The sequence below is a fragment of the Pseudooceanicola antarcticus genome (assembly GCF_900215355.1).
Taxonomy (GTDB): Bacteria; Pseudomonadota; Alphaproteobacteria; order Rhodobacterales; family Rhodobacteraceae; genus Pseudooceanicola; species Pseudooceanicola antarcticus.
Genome location: NZ_OBEA01000002.1, coordinates 278,945 through 293,450, shown reverse-complemented (window position 1 = coordinate 293,450; position 14,506 = coordinate 278,945). Strand labels below are relative to the sequence as shown.

Here is a 14,506-nt window from a genome sequence, read left to right as displayed (position 1 = left end):
GGTCCACCACCTGCCGCTCGCCGGGTGTCGGGCCTTGCCCTGGAAACGCCCTCTGCGCCACCGCCGCCCTCTGGACGCAGCGCCCCGCCAGCGGCTAGACCCGACGGGAACCGGAGGAGCCGCATGGACATCACCAAGCTTGCAGATCAGATCCGCGCGGGCGACCGCCGCGCGCTGGCCCGTGGCATCACGCTGGTCGAAAGCGGCCGCGACGACCACCGGGCGCAGGCGGCAGAGCTGCTGCAGGCGCTCTCTGCAACCGGCCGGCAGGCCCTGCGCATCGGTCTCTCGGGCACGCCGGGGGTCGGCAAGTCGACCTTCATCGAGAGCTTCGGCATGATGCTGACTGAACGGGGGCTGAAGGTCGCCGTGCTGGCGGTCGACCCCTCCTCGGCGCGTACCGGAGGCTCGATCCTCGGCGACAAGACCCGGATGCCGCGCCTGGCCCGTGCCCCCCTCGCCTATATCCGCCCCTCGCCCAGCCAGACCCACCTCGGCGGCATCGCGCGGCGGTCCCGCGAGGCGGTGGCGCTCTGCGAGGCGGCGGGCTTCGACGTGGTGCTGATCGAGACCGTGGGCGTGGGCCAGTCGGAAACCGTGGTGGCCGAGATCTCCGACCTCTTCCTGCTTCTGCTGGCGCCTGCGGGCGGCGACGAGCTGCAGGGGGTGAAACGCGGCATCATGGAAATGGCCGACATGATCCTGGTCAACAAGGCCGACGGTGACCTGAAAGCCACCGCCACCCGCACCTGCGCCGATTACGCCGGCGCCCTGCGCCTGCTGCGCAAGCGCCCTCAGGACCCCGAGGGTTTCCCCAAGGCGATGATGGTCTCGGCACTGGCCGAAGAGGGGCTGGCAAAGGCCTGGGAAGAGATGTCCGCGCTGGCCGACTGGCGCCGCGCGGAAGGTCACCATGATCGCGCCCGCGCCGCCCAGGCCCGCTACTGGTTCGCCGAAGAGGTCCGCCAGGCCCTGCTGGCCGAACTGGAACGCGGCGCGGCGAAGGCGCAGATGGAGAGGCTGGCCGGCAAGGTGGCCTCGGGCGCGCTGACGCCGTCGCTGGCGGCGGCGCAGATGCTGGAAAGCCTGCGCAAAGGTTAGAGGCGCGAAGGGGGCCCTGCCCCCTCTTGAGCCCTCGCGGGCTCAATTCACCCCCGGAGTACTTTCAGCCTGGTGATGCAGCGGGACAGTGCCCTTCCGGGCTCCCTCCTTCTGCCTACGAGAGCGTGCAAGCCCTCGAAACAGAAGGAGGGCGCCATTTCGGCAGGACCTGTTTCATCACCAGGCTGAAAATACTCCCGCCGGAGGCGGTGCAACCGCGCCACGGGCGGGACGCAGCGGGATGGGGCGCGCAGTTTTTCGCTTTGCAAGGCGCCGCGCTTGCCGTAAGGGCCACGACATGATCGCTTGCACTGCAGATATCCGCCGACGCCGAAGCGTCTGAGATCCGCCTCCCCCCGAGGAGCGCGGCTGCTGCCGATCCTGCGCCCGCACAACAGGGCGCGCTTTTCCCACCCTCGAAAACTTGACTTGGCCCACGAGCGCATGCTCATTCAGGGCCTCCTGCAACTGAAGGACATCAGATGATCCCTCCTGTTCTGCCGACCTACAACCGTGCGCCGCTTCATTTCGTGAAGGGCGAAGGCTCCTGGCTGATCGAGGAGGACGGGCGCCGATTCCTCGATATGGGCGCGGGCATCGCCGTCAATGCGCTTGGCCATTCGCACCCCGACCTGGTGGCGGCGCTGACCGAGCAGGGCCAGAAGCTCTGGCACCTCAGCAACCTCTACGAGATCCCGCAGCAGGAAGAGTTGGCCAGGCGCCTGGTCGAGGCCACCTTCGCCGATACCGTCTTCTTCACCAATTCCGGCACCGAATCCATGGAGCTGGCCGTGAAGATGGCGCGGAAATACTGGTACGAGAGCGGCAAGCCCGAGAAGGTCGAGATCATCGCCTTCGACGGGGCCTTCCATGGCCGCTCTTCCGCTGCCATCGCCGCGGTGAACACCGAGAAGATGGTCAAGGGCTTCGGCCCCCTGCTGCCTGGCTTCAAGCAGGCCAAGTGGGGCGACTGGGAGGCCCTCTCGGCCCTCATCACCGATGAGACCGCTGCCGTGATCATCGAGCCGGTGCAGGGCGAGGGCGGCATCCGGCCGCTCGAGCCCGCCGAGATGAAGGCCCTGCGGGCGCTCTGCGACGAGAAGGGCTGCCTGCTGATCCTGGACGAGGTGCAATGCGGCGTGGGCCGGACCGGCAAGCTTTTCGCCCACCAGTGGTCCTCGATCACGCCCGACATCATGATGGTCGCCAAGGGCATCGGCGGCGGCTTCCCGCTGGGCGCCGTGCTGGCCACCGAGGAGGCCGCCAAGGGCATGGTCGCCGGCACCCATGGCTCGACCTACGGCGGCAACCCGCTGGGCTGCGCCATCGGCAACGCGGTGATCCGCAAGGTGGCCGACGCCGGTTTCCTGGAAGAGGTCGCCCGCAAGGGCAGCCTGCTGCGCCAGAAGCTGGAAGGGCTGGTGGCCGGGAACCCCGAGGTCTTCGAGGCCGTGCGCGGCCAGGGTCTCATGGTCGGGCTCAAGTGCAAGCTGCCCTGCGGCGAGCTGGTCCAGGCCGCCTATGGAAAGGAGCTGATCACCGTGCCCGCCGCCGACAACGTGGTGCGCCTGCTGCCGCCGCTGACCATCAGTGACGAAGAGATCGGCGAGGCCGTCGACCGGCTGGACCGGGCCGCCAAGGCCGCCCTTGAAACGACGAAAGCCGGCTGAGCCTGCGCCAATCAGAGGGCGGGTCGCCAGGTGCGGCCCGCGAGAGACCAGATGAAACATTTCCTTGATATCCACACCACCGACCGCGACGAGATCCGGCACATGCTGGACGAGGCCCGCGCCATGAAGGTGGCCCGCGAGGATCGCCCCAAGGGCATGCCCGATGACATCCAGCCGCTGGCCGGTCGCATGGTGGCCCTGATTTTCGAGAAGCCCTCGACCCGGACCCGTGTCAGCTTCGACGTCGGCGTGCGCCAGATGGGCGGGCAGACCATGGTGCTGTCGGGCGGCGAGATGCAGCTGGGTCACGGCGAGAGCATCGCCGATACCGCCCGCGTGCTCAGCCGCTACGTGGACATGATCATGATCCGGACCAACGAGGAATCGATCCTGCACGAGCTGGCCGAACATGCCTCGGTGCCGGTGATCAACGGGCTGACCAACGAAAGCCACCCCTGCCAGATCATGGCCGACGTGATGACCTATGAAGAGCACCGCGGCCCGATAAAGGGCAAGAAGGTGGTCTGGGTCGGAGACGGAAACAACGTCTGCGCCTCGATGCTGCACGCGGCGGGCCAGCTGGGCTTCGACCTGACCTTCTCGGGGCCCATGCAGCTGGACCCCGATCCCAAGGCCATCGGCTTCGCCCGCGACCAGGGCAGCAACGTGGTGATCGAGCGCGACCCGAACCGCGCCGTCGAGGGCGCCGACATCATCGTCGCCGACACCTGGGTGTCGATGCATGACGCGCAAAGCACCCGCGAGCGGCGCCACAACATGCTGCGCCCCTACCAGGTCAACACGCCCCTGATGCAGGCCGCCGGCGAACAGGCCGTCTTCATGCACTGCCTGCCCGCGCATCGCGGCGAGGAAGTGACATCCGAGGTGATGGACGGGCCGCAGTCGGTGATCTTCGACGAGGCCGAGAACCGCCTGCACGCCCAGAAGGCCGTCATGCGCTGGTGCCTCGGGCTCTGATGTCCCGGCGGAAGCGGGCCGGGGGTATCCTGCCGCGGCAATGATACCTTGTAACTCCGCGCCCCTTGACTAGTATAGGGGACTGAATTCAGGACGGGGCCCCTGCCGCAAGGCGGGAGGCCCCGCCCCCCGTGACCGCGGGCCGCGGCCGGAACAAGGATTGGAGAGCGCAATGTCCTGGACCGACGAACGCGTCGAGCTCTTGAAGAAGATGTGGTCGGAAGGCCAGTCGGCGAGCCAGATCGCCAAGGAACTGGGCGGGGTGACCCGCAACGCGGTGATCGGCAAGGTGCACCGTCTTGGCCTGTCCAACCGCTCTGGCGGTGGAGCGCAGCAGCCCGCTGCCGCGCAAACCAAGGCAGAGCCCAAGGCCAAGGCCGCGCCAAAGCGCGAGGCCGCAGCGCCGGCGCCCGAGCCCAAGCCGGAACCCGCAGCCCAGGCTGCCGCCCCGGCGCCCTCGCCTGCGCGCAAGGCGATCATTCCCGCCGGCCAGCCCCTGCCGCCCCAGCCCTCGGCCAACGAGATCAGCCCCGAGGCCCTGGCCAAGGTCAGCGAGATCGAGAAGAAGTCGAAGAAGCTGACCCTGATGGAGCTGACCGAGCGGACCTGCAAATGGCCCGTCGGCGATCCGGCAACGGACGACTTCTGGTTCTGCGGCCTGCCGGCCCAGAACGGCAAGCCCTATTGCGAGGCCCATGTGGGCGTGGCCTTTCAGCCCATGTCCTCGCGCCGCGACCGCAAACGCTGAGCGCCCCTGCAGCCGAGTTGAGAAGAGCCCCCGCAGGGGCTCTTTTTCGTTGGTGGGGTTGGGGGCGCTGCCCCCGTCCGCCAAAGGCGGACTCCCCCGCAGTATTTGTGGCCATCGGATGGGTATAGGGGGGCCTGCATCCATTCGGCGGCTCCAGATACTCCCGCCGGAGGTGTCCTGCATTGGCGGTTGGCACGACGCGGGCCGCAGGCGGTGCCCAAACGGATGACCTGGGGCTCCGCCCGTTCGCAGCAGGAACGATCCCCCGGATCGTTTCCGGGACGTCTGGGGCTCCGCCCGTTCGCGACGGAAACGATCCCCCGGATCGTTTCCGGGACGTCGCTCACTTGAAAAGATTTTGCAGTTCGTTCTTCAGCTTGTCTTCCAGGCCACGGCGAATGGCATCCTCTCCGCTTTCGCCCTCGCCCTGCTCGACGCCGAGGGCATCCTGCAGCTCGGACTGCACCTTGTCCTTGGCGCGCTGCTCCAGCTCCTGCTTGTCGATATCGGCGTTCAGCTGGATGGCCCGCTCCAGGTCCGGCAGGATCTGCGGCGAGGACCAGGGCCCGCGGATGCGCACCGGGATGGCGATGCCCCGGCCCTGATCGTCCTTCAGCGCCGCCGGGGTGAAGAGGTAGTTCAGCCGCTGCTGCCCAAGGTCCACCGTGCCCTCGCCCGTGGCGGTGATGGAGGCCAGCTGCATGTTGAGGTCATCGTTGCGCAGCACCCCCTCGGAGATCGAGAAGCTCGCCTTTGTGGCGTCGAAGATCGTCGTGCCGCCCGAGGCATCGCCCGAGCGGAACAGCCGGTCCAGGTCAATGCCGCTGATCGTGCCGCGCCCGGTCTCGAGGCTGCCGTCGCCCGAGAGCGAGGACATCCAGGCCGCGACCGAAGAGCCGGAAGCGAGGAAGTTCAGCCGGGCCGCCGCGCTGCCGGTGAAACGGGTGATGCCCGCCAGGTCGCGGAGCATCCGGTTCAGGTCGACCTCGCTGGCCGAAAGATCGCCTCCGATCGACAGGCCCGCGCGGTTGTTGGCCACCAACTGCCCGGTGACCGAGCCGCCGAAGACCGAAAGCCGCGAGATCTGCGCCACGGCGCGGGAGCGGTCGATGGTGATCCGGGTCGAGAGGTTGCGCAGCTCCGTCACCCCGAGCGCGAGGGTGCCCGCACTGAGTGCGATATCGCCCTCGATCAGCCCCAGGGCGGAGGCGTCGATGGGTGCGCGCGACCAGCCCGCGCCCGAGGAGGCGCTGCCGCTTCCGCCAGTGAAGCCGGTCAGGTCCAGGCTTTGCGCCGCGATCTGGGCGGTGACCTGCGTGACCTTGCCCGGTCGCAGATCTGCCTCGATCCCGGCCTGGTTGCCCGCGCCGCGCAGCATGCCATCGCGCAGGAACACCTGGCCATTGGGGGTCAGCGTGACATCGCCGGCAAACCCCAGATCCCGCGACAGGGCCGCGGGCAGATCCGCCGCCTCTCCCAGCACCTCGAAGAGCCGCGCCGCGTCGCTGACCGAAAGCTCAAGCCGACCCGTGGCCTCGGGGGCCAGACCGCCGCGCCCGTCGAAAGTCGCCGTGCCGCCCGGCGCCTCGAAGCTGAGCGACAGGGGCGAGACCTGGCCATCCAGGAAATCGGCCGCGCGTTCGACCCGGCCCTCGCCTGTGATCTCGCCGCCGGGCATGGCCAGTTTCAGCGTCAGCTCTGCCGGACCGCGGGCCTCGGGCAGGGAGAGCGTCATCTCCAGACCCTCCAGCCGCCGGTCGGCCCCGGCGCGGGCGTCGATGTAGCGGATGCGCGCATCACGGACGAAGAGCGTCTCGAGCGTCAGCGCGCCGCCGGTGGCCTGGCTGGCCGTCGGTGCCCCGGCATCGGCAGGGCCCGCGATCTGCCAGTTGGCCAGGCCTTCGGCATTGCGTTCCAGCAGGATCTGCGGCGCCTCGGCGTCGAGCACCTTGATCTGGATATCACCGCCCAGCAGCGCGGCGAGGTCGACACCGATCTTCAGCGCCTCGGCGCGGAACATCGGGCCATTGTCGGACCAGGGCGCATTGGCCAGGCTGACCGGGCCGGTCTCGACCCCGAGCACGGGGTAGTAGCTGATGCTGGTATCGCCGCTGATCTCGATCGCGCGGCCGGTGCGGGCCTCGATCTGGTCCGCCGCGATGCGGGCGATCTTGTCGCCCGGCAAGGCCAGCAGGGCCGCTGCCAGCAGGATCACCGCCACCACCAACGCGCCGATTATCCGCATGATCCACCGCATGAGCCCCTCCCTCGGGTCTTTTGGGAAAGATAGCACCCCCGCGCCGGGCGGCAAGCGCCCTGGCGTCGCGGGGGCTTTCCCTGTGCGCGGGCCTGCATTATATGCCGCCCATGCAGAACCCGCCCGATCTCCGCCCCGATCTAGCCCCAGCCGCCCGCCTGGGCGACGGTCCCGTGCGCCCCGGCCAGCCCTCGCTGGGCATGGTCTCTCTTGGTTGCCCCAAGGCGCTGGTGGACAGCGAACGCATCCTGACCCGGCTGCGCGCCGAGGGCTATGCCATCAGCCCCGACTACACCGGCGCCGATGCGGTGATCGTGAACACCTGCGGGTTCCTCGACAGTGCCAAGGCGGAAAGCCTCGAGGCCATCGGCGAGGCGCTGAAGGAGAACGGTCGGGTGATCGTCACCGGCTGCCTCGGCGCGGAGCCCGAGTATATCACCGGCGTGCACCCCAAGGTGCTGGCCGTCACCGGCCCGCATCAATACGAGCAGGTGCTGGATGCCGTCCATGCCGCCGTGCCGCCGGACCCCGATCCCTTCGTCGACCTGCTGCCCGCGTCCGGGGTCAGCCTGACCCCGCGCCACTACAGCTACCTGAAGATCTCTGAAGGCTGTAACCACAAGTGCAAGTTCTGCATCATCCCCGACATGCGCGGCAAGCTGGCCTCGCGGCCCGCCCATGCGGTGCTGCGCGAGGCCGAGAAGCTGGTCGAGGCGGGGGTGAAGGAGCTGCTGGTGATCAGCCAGGACACCTCGGCCTATGGGGTGGACCGCAAGCATGACCTGCACCCCTGGAAGGGCGAAGAGGTCAAGAGCCACATCCTGGATCTGAGCCGCGAGATGGGCACGCTGGGGGCCTGGGTGCGGCTGCACTACGTCTACCCCTACCCCCATGTGCGCAAGCTGATCCCGCTGATGGCGGACCCGGCCAATGGCCTGCTGCCCTACCTGGATATCCCCTTCCAGCACGCCCACCCGGATGTGCTGAAGCGCATGGCCCGGCCCGCGGCCAGCGCCAGAACCCTGGACGAGATCGCCGCCTGGCGCGCCGATTGCCCCGACATCACCCTGCGTTCGACCTTCATCGTCGGCTATCCCGGCGAAACCGAGGAAGAATTCCAGTACCTGCTGGACTGGATGGACGAGGCGCAGCTCGATCGCGTCGGCTGCTTCCAGTACGAAAACGTCGAGGGCGCGCGCTCGAACGAGCTGCCGGACCACGTGCCCGACGAGGTGAAGCAGGACCGCTGGGACCGCTTCATGGAGAAGGCCCAAGCGATCTCGGAAGCGCGGCTCGAGGCCAAGGTCGGCAAGCGGCTTGAGGTCATCGTCGACGAGATCGACGAGGATGGCGCCACCTGCCGCACCTGGGCTGATGCGCCCGAGATCGACGGCAACCTCTTCATCGACGAGAACTTCGAGGACCTGAAGCCGGGTGACATCCTGCAGGTCGAGGTGGACGAGGCCAGCGAATACGACCTCTGGGGCAAGCGCCTGGACCGCTGAGGGCGCAAGGGGCCTTGCCCTGCCCCGCCCCGCAATCTCTCGGGAAAACTGACCGCCTGCCCCGCTTTGCAAAGCGGGACGGGATGGTTTGCAAAGGACCCGACACGGGGCTTTGCAAACTAGAGCGCCGGCCCGAGGATCTCTCCTCGCACCGGCGCCTGCGCCACGGGGTCTGTCGCCATGACCCTGTCCGACCGCGCCCTCCAGCGGCGTGGACAGTCGACGTCCCGCGTGGCGATCTCGGGCCTCACCTTCCCCAAGGCACGGCCCGGAACCGGGTCCCGCCCCGACCCCGATCTCTCGGGGCCGGCTGGCCAGGGATCACTCGGAGCGGGAAATGCCAGAGAACCACTGTGCGTTGCGGCAGTAGTCCGGGGTGACATGGGCCTTGCCATGGGCGGCCTGCCACTGTGCGCAGGCCCCGGCCTCGCGGCAGGTGGCGCAGCGCAGCACGGCCGAGCGATAGCTAGCGGCCATGGTCTCGTTCTGCAGGGCCCGGTCGAGGTCGACCCCGATCCTGTCGGCCATGCCGGTCATCAGATCCATGTGCTTGTCGAGGCGGCTGAAGAGTCCCATCGGTTTCGTTCCTTGTCCCTTGTGGCCCCAAGATCGGGCCCTGATGTTGATGCGGATCGGCTGTGCTCCGTGCCGATCCGCGCGGCCCTCGCCTGCTGCCGGGTGTCAGACCCGGTCAGACATGGGCAAAGACCAGTGCATTCTCGCAGCCGGGCATGGCAGCCTCGCGCGGCGCGTCTTCCAGTTCGGCGGCCCGCAGCCAGCGGCGGCAGGCGCAGGTGCTTTGGCAATCGCGGCAACGCTCGACCATGGCCACCCAATCCTCGGAGCTCAGGCGCCCCTCGGACATGGCCTGCGCCATGTCGCAGCCCAGGGATTTCGCCATGCGCTGGACGTGCCAGTAGTGGACTTTGGGATCGCCTTTCGGTGCCATTCTGCCGTCCTCCTTGCCGCGCCCCGGAGGTTCCGGGTCTTGCAGCAAGCTAGGATCGGATTCGATCCGGCACCTTGATCTCGATCAAGTTGACAAGCGCAATCAAATTTCCGCAGCCTGCGGTGGGTCTGGCTGCGCCTGAACGACGGGGCTCAGAGCGGCCAGAACAGCAGGATCAGCGGGATCGAGACGGCAACGACCAGCAGCTCAAGCGGCAGGCCCATGCGCCAGTAGTCGCCGAAGCGGTAGCCGCCGGGGCCCAGCACGAGGGTGTTGTTCTTGTGCCCGATGGGGGTGAGGAAGGCCGCCGAGGCCGCCACGGCCACCGCCATCAGGAAGGGATCGGGCGAGACGCCGAAGCTCTGCGCCATAGAGATCCCGATGGGCGCCGCGACGATCGCCGTGGCGGTGTTGTTCAGCACGTCCGAGAGCGTCATGGTCACCACCATCAGCGCCGTCAGCACCGCCCAGGCGGGCCAGCCCCCGGTGAGCGAGACCAGCCCGTCGGCAATCAGCTGCGTCCCGCCCGAGCTCTCCAGTGCCGAGCCCAGCGGGATCATCGAGCCGAGCAGGACCACCACGGGCCATTCGATATGATCGTAAAGCTCATCCAGCGGCAGGATGCGCATCAGCAGGTAGGCGATGACCACCAGGCCAAGCGCCACCGGCAGATCCACCAGCCCGAAGCTGGCCAGCGCGACCGCGCCGCCGAACAGGCCGATGGCCGCCCAGGTCTTGGTGTTCTCGGTCACCGCGAGGCCGCGGTCGGCCAGTGTCAGGCAGCCAAGCCAGTCAGCCACCTGGGCGCCGGTGTCCTTGGGCACCAGCAGCAGCAGCAGGTCACCGGGCTCGATCTGGGTACGGCGCACCTGCTTGGTGATCCGCCGCCCCTGCCGCGAGATCCCCAGCAGAATGGCCCGGTGCCGCCAGGAGACCCCTACGGCCTGCGCGGTCTTGCCCGCGATGCGCGCATCCTCGGGCACCACGACCTCCAGCACGTCCAAGCCCTCGCCCGCCGCCTTCAGCTTCTCTTCGCGCTGCACGTCCGAGAACGCCAGGTTCAGCGCCGAGCGGAACTCGTCCAGCGCCTCGGGCACCGCTTCCAGCACCAGCGCATCGCCGGCGCGCAGCCGCGAGTTGCGGGCCTGACCGTAGAGGCGCGCGCCGTTGCGGATCAGGCCGATCACCGCGACGTCGCATTTCTCGGCCTCCTCGTAGGTCTCGGAGAGGCGGCGGCCGATCCACTTGCTCTCTTCCGGCACGGTCAGCTCGGCCACGTATTGCGCCAGTTCGCCCTCTGAGAGCAGGCCCTGTTCGGCGCGCGGGATCAGCCGCCAGCCGATCAGCGCCACGAAGGCCAGACCGGCAATCGCCGTCAGCCCGCCCACCGGGGCGAAGTCGAACATGCTGTAGCTTTCGCCCAGGGTCTGGGCCCGGATCGAGGAGATGATGATATTGGGCGGCGTACCGATCAGAGTGGCCATGCCGCCAAGGATGGTGGCAAAGGAGAGCGGCATCAGCGAAAGCCCCGGCCCCCGCCCGGCCTTGCGCGCGGTCTGGATATCGACCGGCATCAGCAGCGCCAGCGCCGCCACGTTGTTCATGAAGGCCGACAGCACCCCGCCGATGCCCCCCATCAGCGCGATATGCGCACCAAGAGGGCGTGCCGCGTTCACCAGAGTCCGGGTGATCAGGTAGACCGCGCCCGAGCGCACCAGCCCGGCCGAGACCACCAGCACCAGCGCCACGATCAGCGTCGCCTCGTGGCCGAAACCCGAAAAGACCTCTTCATGAGGGATGACGCCGGTCACGGCGGCCACCATCAGCGCGCCGAAGGCTACCATATCATAGCGGAATCGGCCCCAGAGCAGCAGGGCGAAGACGGCAAAGAAGAGGGAAAAGAGGATGATCTGATCGCTGGTCATGAGGCGACAATAGCGCGGGCCGCGGCAAGGTCACGGGAAAAGGCATGGCCGTTTCCGCCGCCTGCGCGCCACTCTGCCGATGCCGCTACAGCGGCCCGCCGCCGGGGCCCTGGGCGACAAGCTGGAAGATCGCCTCGATGACGTTGTCGGTGGCCACGGCCGCCAGGATCATCCCCATGACCCGGCTGACGATGGCCGCGCCACTGGGCCGGATCACCCGCAGGATCGGCCCGGCCGCCAGCATCAGCACCAGCGCGCAGAGCAGCACCCCCAGCATCACCGCCCCCGTCACCGCCTGCTCCGGCACCGAGAAGCGGCTGTTGTCGGTCAGCAGCACGATGGCCAGCATGGCGCCTGGCGAAGCGAGCGAGGGCACGCCGAGGGGGAAGATCGCCGGGCTCTGCCCGTCGGCAAGCTCCGCCGAGCTGTCGCCGGACCCGAAGATCATGGTCAGCGCGAAGAGGAACAGGATCAGCCCCCCGGCGATCTGGAAGGCGGGCAGGGAAATGCCCAGGGCATTGATCAGGAACTGCCCGACGACCAGGAAGAAGAGCAACACGCCGGCTGCGGTCAGCGCTGCCTCGATGGCGATCTTGCGCCGCGCCTTCGGCCCATACTTGCTGGTCACCGCGACGAAGACCGGGATGGTTCCGATGGGATCGATCACCACCCAGAGGACGACGAATTGTTCAAAAAGGGTCACGGTCATCCTTGGGGCATCCTTGGCACGGCTCGGGTCGGCGGGTCGGGGGAAGGCAGGGCTCCCGTGCTATCTGAGGCGTCGCCTTCCTGACGGCAAGTCGCAAGCGCAAATTCCACCTTCGCTTGTGGTTTGCGCCTGCACCTTGCAGCCATGGGCGCCTGTGCCTTATAGAGACGCGACCGAATTCAGACGAGACTGGAGGCACTGATGGCCGGCCACTCCAAATGGGCGAACATCCAGCATCGCAAGGGTCGGCAGGACGCCGCCCGTTCGAAGCTTTTTTCTAAACTCTCGAAAGAGATCACCGTGGCCGCCAAGATGGGCGACCCGGACCCCGACAAGAACCCGCGCCTGCGCATGGCGGTGAAGGAAGCCAAGTCGAACTCCGTCCCCAAGGACGTGATCGACCGCGCGATCAAGAAGTCGCAGGCCGGTGACGGCGACGACTACGAAGAGATCCGCTACGAGGGCTATGGCCCCAACGGCGTGGCGGTGATCGTCGAGGCGATGACCGACAACCGCAACCGGACCGCGTCCACCGTGCGCTCGACCTTCTCCAAGAACGGCGGCAACCTGGGCGAGACCGGCTCGGTCGGCTTCATGTTCGAGCGCAAGGGCGAGGTGGTCTACCCCGCCTCCGTCGGCGATGCCGATGACGTCATGATGGCAGCCATCGAAGCCGGCGCGGAAGACGTGGAGAGCTCGGAAGACGGGCATGTGATCTACTGCCTCGATACCGACCTTAACGAAGTGTCGAACGCGCTGGAGGCCCAGTTGGGCGAATCGGAATCGACCAAGCTGATCTGGAAGCCCACCACCACCACCGAGATGGACCTGGAGGGCATGCAGAAGCTGATGAAGCTGATCGACGCCCTGGAAGACGACGATGACGTGCAGCGCGTCACCGCCAACTTCGAGGCCTCCGACGAGGTGATGGAGCAGCTCTGATCAGAGCGCGCTTCAACCGAATGCGAAACGCCCCGGAGCCTGCAGGCTCCGGGGCGTTTTCATGTTGGCGACCTTGCAGCACCGCGCAGCGGGTGATCCTCTCTCGGGCCTGCGGGACGGCGGGCGGGGCGAGGCTCCGGTACGGAGCCAGCGCCGCTCCGTCGGTCACTGGCTGGCAGCACCCTCGTCCAGGACACCATTGATCCAGGTGCCCGAGAGCACCTCGCCGGTGGCATAGGTCAGCGTGCCTTCGCCCTCGCGGCGGCCTTCGACGAAGGCGCCCTCGTAGACATCGCCGTTCTTGTAGACCGCCCGGCCCTCGCCGGTCATCTCGCCCGCGACCCAGTCGCCTTCGTAGGTAAAGCCGTCCGGCATGGTGATCTTGCCCGTGCCGTCGCGCAGCCCGGCCTTGAAGGAGCCCTCGTAGATCATGCCGTCGGGATAGGTGGCGCGGCCCTCGCCCTCGCGGTGACCCTCGGCCCACATGCCCTCGTAGACATAGCCGTCGGCGTCGCGCATCACGCCGTAGCCGTGGTTCTGCGCCGCCTTGAAGCCGCCCTCGTAGGTCAGGCCCGAGGGGAAGGTGGCCAGGCCCTCGCCCTCGATCACGCCGCCTTTCCAGTCGCCCTCGTAGGTGGCACCGTCAGGATAGGTGATCTTGCCCTTGCCATCGGCCAGGTCGCCCAGGAACTGGCCCTCGTAGACCGAGCCATCGGGATAGGTGACGCTCCCCTCGCCCGAGATCTTGCCCGCGTCCCACTGGCCCTCGTAGCGATAGCCGTCCGCGCCGATGAAGGTGCCCTGGCCCTGGCGCTGATCGGCGACGAAGCTGCCCTCGTAGACATCGCCATTGGCGTAGGTCACGCGGCCCTGCCCCTCGCGCTGGCCGGCGACCAGGGTGCCCTCGTAGATATCGCCATTGGGTTGGGTCAGCTTGCCTTCGCCCTCGATCTGGCCGGCGCTCCAGTCGCCCTCGTAGGTCAGCCCATCGGCCATCACCAGAAGGCCCTGCCCCTCGCGCTGACCATTGTGGATGCCGCCCTCGTAGGTGCTGCCATCGGTATAGGTGATCCGGCCCTGGCCTTCCTTCACGCCGTTGACCCAGTCACCGTCGTAGACGTAGCCGTCGGGGTCCTCCATCTTGCCGCGCCCGTGGTGCATGGCATTGCGGAAACCGCCCTCGTAGCGGACGCCATTGGCGTATTCTGCGATGCCCTGGCCGGTGATCTTGCCGTCGACCCATTCCCCCTCGTAGGTGCCCCCGTCCGAGAAGGTGATGCGCCCGAAGCCCTCGGGCTTGCCCTTGGCAAAGGCCCCTTCATAGGCCGAGCCATTGGGGAAGATCGCCTTGCCCTGGCCGCGAATCTCTCCGGCCACCCAATCGCCGGCGTATTCGTAGCCATTGGGCAGGCGGTAGGTGCCGAAGCCATCCTGCAGGCCGTCCTTGAACGAGCCCTCGTAGACGCCGCCGTCTTCGTATTGCTTGGTCTGAACCGACCCGTCCTGCGCCATCACGGCGCCTGCCATGGTCACCAGGCCCGCTGCCCCGGCAACCAGAAAGCTTCTCAGAACCTGAACCATGGTGTCTCCCTGAACCCGCATTCGCTGGGCCCCGACGTCCCCATCGGGTGGCCTTGCTGGTTTGGCCAAAACCTAAGCGAGCCCGCCCCCCGAGACAACGCCTTTCGCCAAATCGCCTTTTCCTCGGCAGGTCTGGCGGCT

Annotated in this window: 12 protein-coding genes; 6 read left to right on the top strand and 6 right to left on the bottom strand. The window is 67.8% G+C overall.

Features of this window, described 5'->3' with window-relative positions:
• Positions 1–123 precede the first annotated feature (123 nt).
• From meaB to CRO50_RS05995, 4 genes are all read left to right on the top strand, one after another.
• Positions 124–1,101, top strand: a complete 978-nt coding sequence (gene meaB / locus CRO50_RS06010) for a methylmalonyl Co-A mutase-associated GTPase MeaB (RefSeq protein WP_097144981.1) — start codon at positions 124–126, stop codon at positions 1,099–1,101.
• Between the two features lie 482 nt (positions 1,102–1,583).
• Positions 1,584–2,771 (top strand): aspartate aminotransferase family protein, encoded by a 1,188-nt coding sequence (locus CRO50_RS06005; protein ID WP_097144980.1) that lies wholly within the window; start codon positions 1,584–1,586, stop codon positions 2,769–2,771.
• Between the two features lie 51 nt (positions 2,772–2,822).
• Positions 2,823–3,749, top strand: a complete 927-nt coding sequence (gene argF, locus CRO50_RS06000; protein ID WP_097144979.1) for an ornithine carbamoyltransferase — start codon at positions 2,823–2,825, stop codon at positions 3,747–3,749.
• A 172-nt stretch (positions 3,750–3,921) separates the two neighbouring features.
• Positions 3,922–4,497 (top strand): GcrA family cell cycle regulator, encoded by a 576-nt coding sequence (locus tag CRO50_RS05995; protein ID WP_097144978.1) that lies wholly within the window; start codon positions 3,922–3,924, stop codon positions 4,495–4,497.
• Between the two features lie 343 nt (positions 4,498–4,840).
• Here the strand turns inward: CRO50_RS05995 and CRO50_RS05990 are convergent, their stop codons facing one another.
• Complete coding sequence (locus tag CRO50_RS05990) at positions 4,841–6,754, bottom strand: AsmA family protein (protein WP_097144977.1); 1,914 nt, start codon at positions 6,752–6,754, stop codon at positions 4,841–4,843.
• Positions 6,755–6,855: 101 nt separating this feature from the next.
• On the opposite strand from CRO50_RS05990, the gene rimO reads away from it, so the two are divergent.
• The gene (gene rimO, locus CRO50_RS05985) at positions 6,856–8,259 is read left to right on the top strand and encodes a 30S ribosomal protein S12 methylthiotransferase RimO (protein ID WP_097144976.1); all 1,404 of its coding nucleotides are present in this window, start codon (positions 6,856–6,858) and stop codon (positions 8,257–8,259) included.
• 321 nt (positions 8,260–8,580) lie between these two features.
• On the opposite strand, the gene CRO50_RS05980 is transcribed toward rimO, so the two are convergent.
• From CRO50_RS05980 to CRO50_RS05965, 4 genes are all read right to left on the bottom strand, one after another.
• Positions 8,581–8,835, bottom strand: coding sequence for a DUF6455 family protein (locus tag CRO50_RS05980; protein WP_097144975.1), 255 nt, complete (start codon positions 8,833–8,835; stop codon positions 8,581–8,583).
• 115 nt (positions 8,836–8,950) lie between these two features.
• Positions 8,951–9,208, bottom strand: coding sequence for a DUF6455 family protein (locus CRO50_RS05975; protein ID WP_097144974.1), 258 nt, complete (start codon positions 9,206–9,208; stop codon positions 8,951–8,953).
• Positions 9,209–9,360: 152 nt separating this feature from the next.
• Positions 9,361–11,133 (bottom strand): SLC13 family permease, encoded by a 1,773-nt coding sequence (locus CRO50_RS05970; protein ID WP_097144973.1) that lies wholly within the window; start codon positions 11,131–11,133, stop codon positions 9,361–9,363.
• 85 nt (positions 11,134–11,218) lie between these two features.
• Complete coding sequence (locus CRO50_RS05965) at positions 11,219–11,842, bottom strand: MarC family protein (protein ID WP_097144972.1); 624 nt, start codon at positions 11,840–11,842, stop codon at positions 11,219–11,221.
• Positions 11,843–12,043: 201 nt separating this feature from the next.
• On the opposite strand from CRO50_RS05965, the gene CRO50_RS05960 reads away from it, so the two are divergent.
• Positions 12,044–12,784, top strand: coding sequence for a YebC/PmpR family DNA-binding transcriptional regulator (locus CRO50_RS05960; protein WP_097144971.1), 741 nt, complete (start codon positions 12,044–12,046; stop codon positions 12,782–12,784).
• Positions 12,785–12,949: 165 nt separating this feature from the next.
• Here CRO50_RS05960 and CRO50_RS05955 read toward each other — a convergent pair whose 3' ends face one another.
• Entirely contained in the window at positions 12,950–14,365 is a 1,416-nt protein-coding gene (locus CRO50_RS05955; RefSeq protein ID WP_097144970.1) for an MORN repeat-containing protein, read from the bottom strand.
• Between the last annotated feature and the right edge of the window lie 141 nt (positions 14,366–14,506).

Excerpts from the sequence above, each read along its gene's own strand:
- CRO50_RS05995 (WP_097144978.1), top strand. The coding sequence starts at position 3,922 with ATGTCCTGGACCGACGAACGCGTCGAGCTCTTGAAGAAGATGTGGTCG.
- CRO50_RS05965 (WP_097144972.1), bottom strand. The coding sequence starts at position 11,842 with ATGACCGTGACCCTTTTTGAACAATTCGTCGTCCTCTGGGTGGTGATC.
- CRO50_RS05960 (WP_097144971.1), top strand. The coding sequence starts at position 12,044 with ATGGCCGGCCACTCCAAATGGGCGAACATCCAGCATCGCAAGGGTCGG.
- rimO (WP_097144976.1), top strand. The coding sequence starts at position 6,856 with ATGCCGCCCATGCAGAACCCGCCCGATCTCCGCCCCGATCTAGCCCCA.
- meaB (WP_097144981.1), top strand. The coding sequence starts at position 124 with ATGGACATCACCAAGCTTGCAGATCAGATCCGCGCGGGCGACCGCCGC.
- CRO50_RS05955 (WP_097144970.1), bottom strand. The coding sequence starts at position 14,365 with ATGGTTCAGGTTCTGAGAAGCTTTCTGGTTGCCGGGGCAGCGGGCCTG.
- CRO50_RS05980 (WP_097144975.1), bottom strand. The coding sequence starts at position 8,835 with ATGGGACTCTTCAGCCGCCTCGACAAGCACATGGATCTGATGACCGGC.
- CRO50_RS05990 (WP_097144977.1), bottom strand. The coding sequence starts at position 6,754 with ATGCGGTGGATCATGCGGATAATCGGCGCGTTGGTGGTGGCGGTGATC.
- argF (WP_097144979.1), top strand. The coding sequence starts at position 2,823 with ATGAAACATTTCCTTGATATCCACACCACCGACCGCGACGAGATCCGG.
- CRO50_RS06005 (WP_097144980.1), top strand. The coding sequence starts at position 1,584 with ATGATCCCTCCTGTTCTGCCGACCTACAACCGTGCGCCGCTTCATTTC.
- CRO50_RS05975 (WP_097144974.1), bottom strand. The coding sequence starts at position 9,208 with ATGGCACCGAAAGGCGATCCCAAAGTCCACTACTGGCACGTCCAGCGC.
- CRO50_RS05970 (WP_097144973.1), bottom strand. The coding sequence starts at position 11,133 with ATGACCAGCGATCAGATCATCCTCTTTTCCCTCTTCTTTGCCGTCTTC.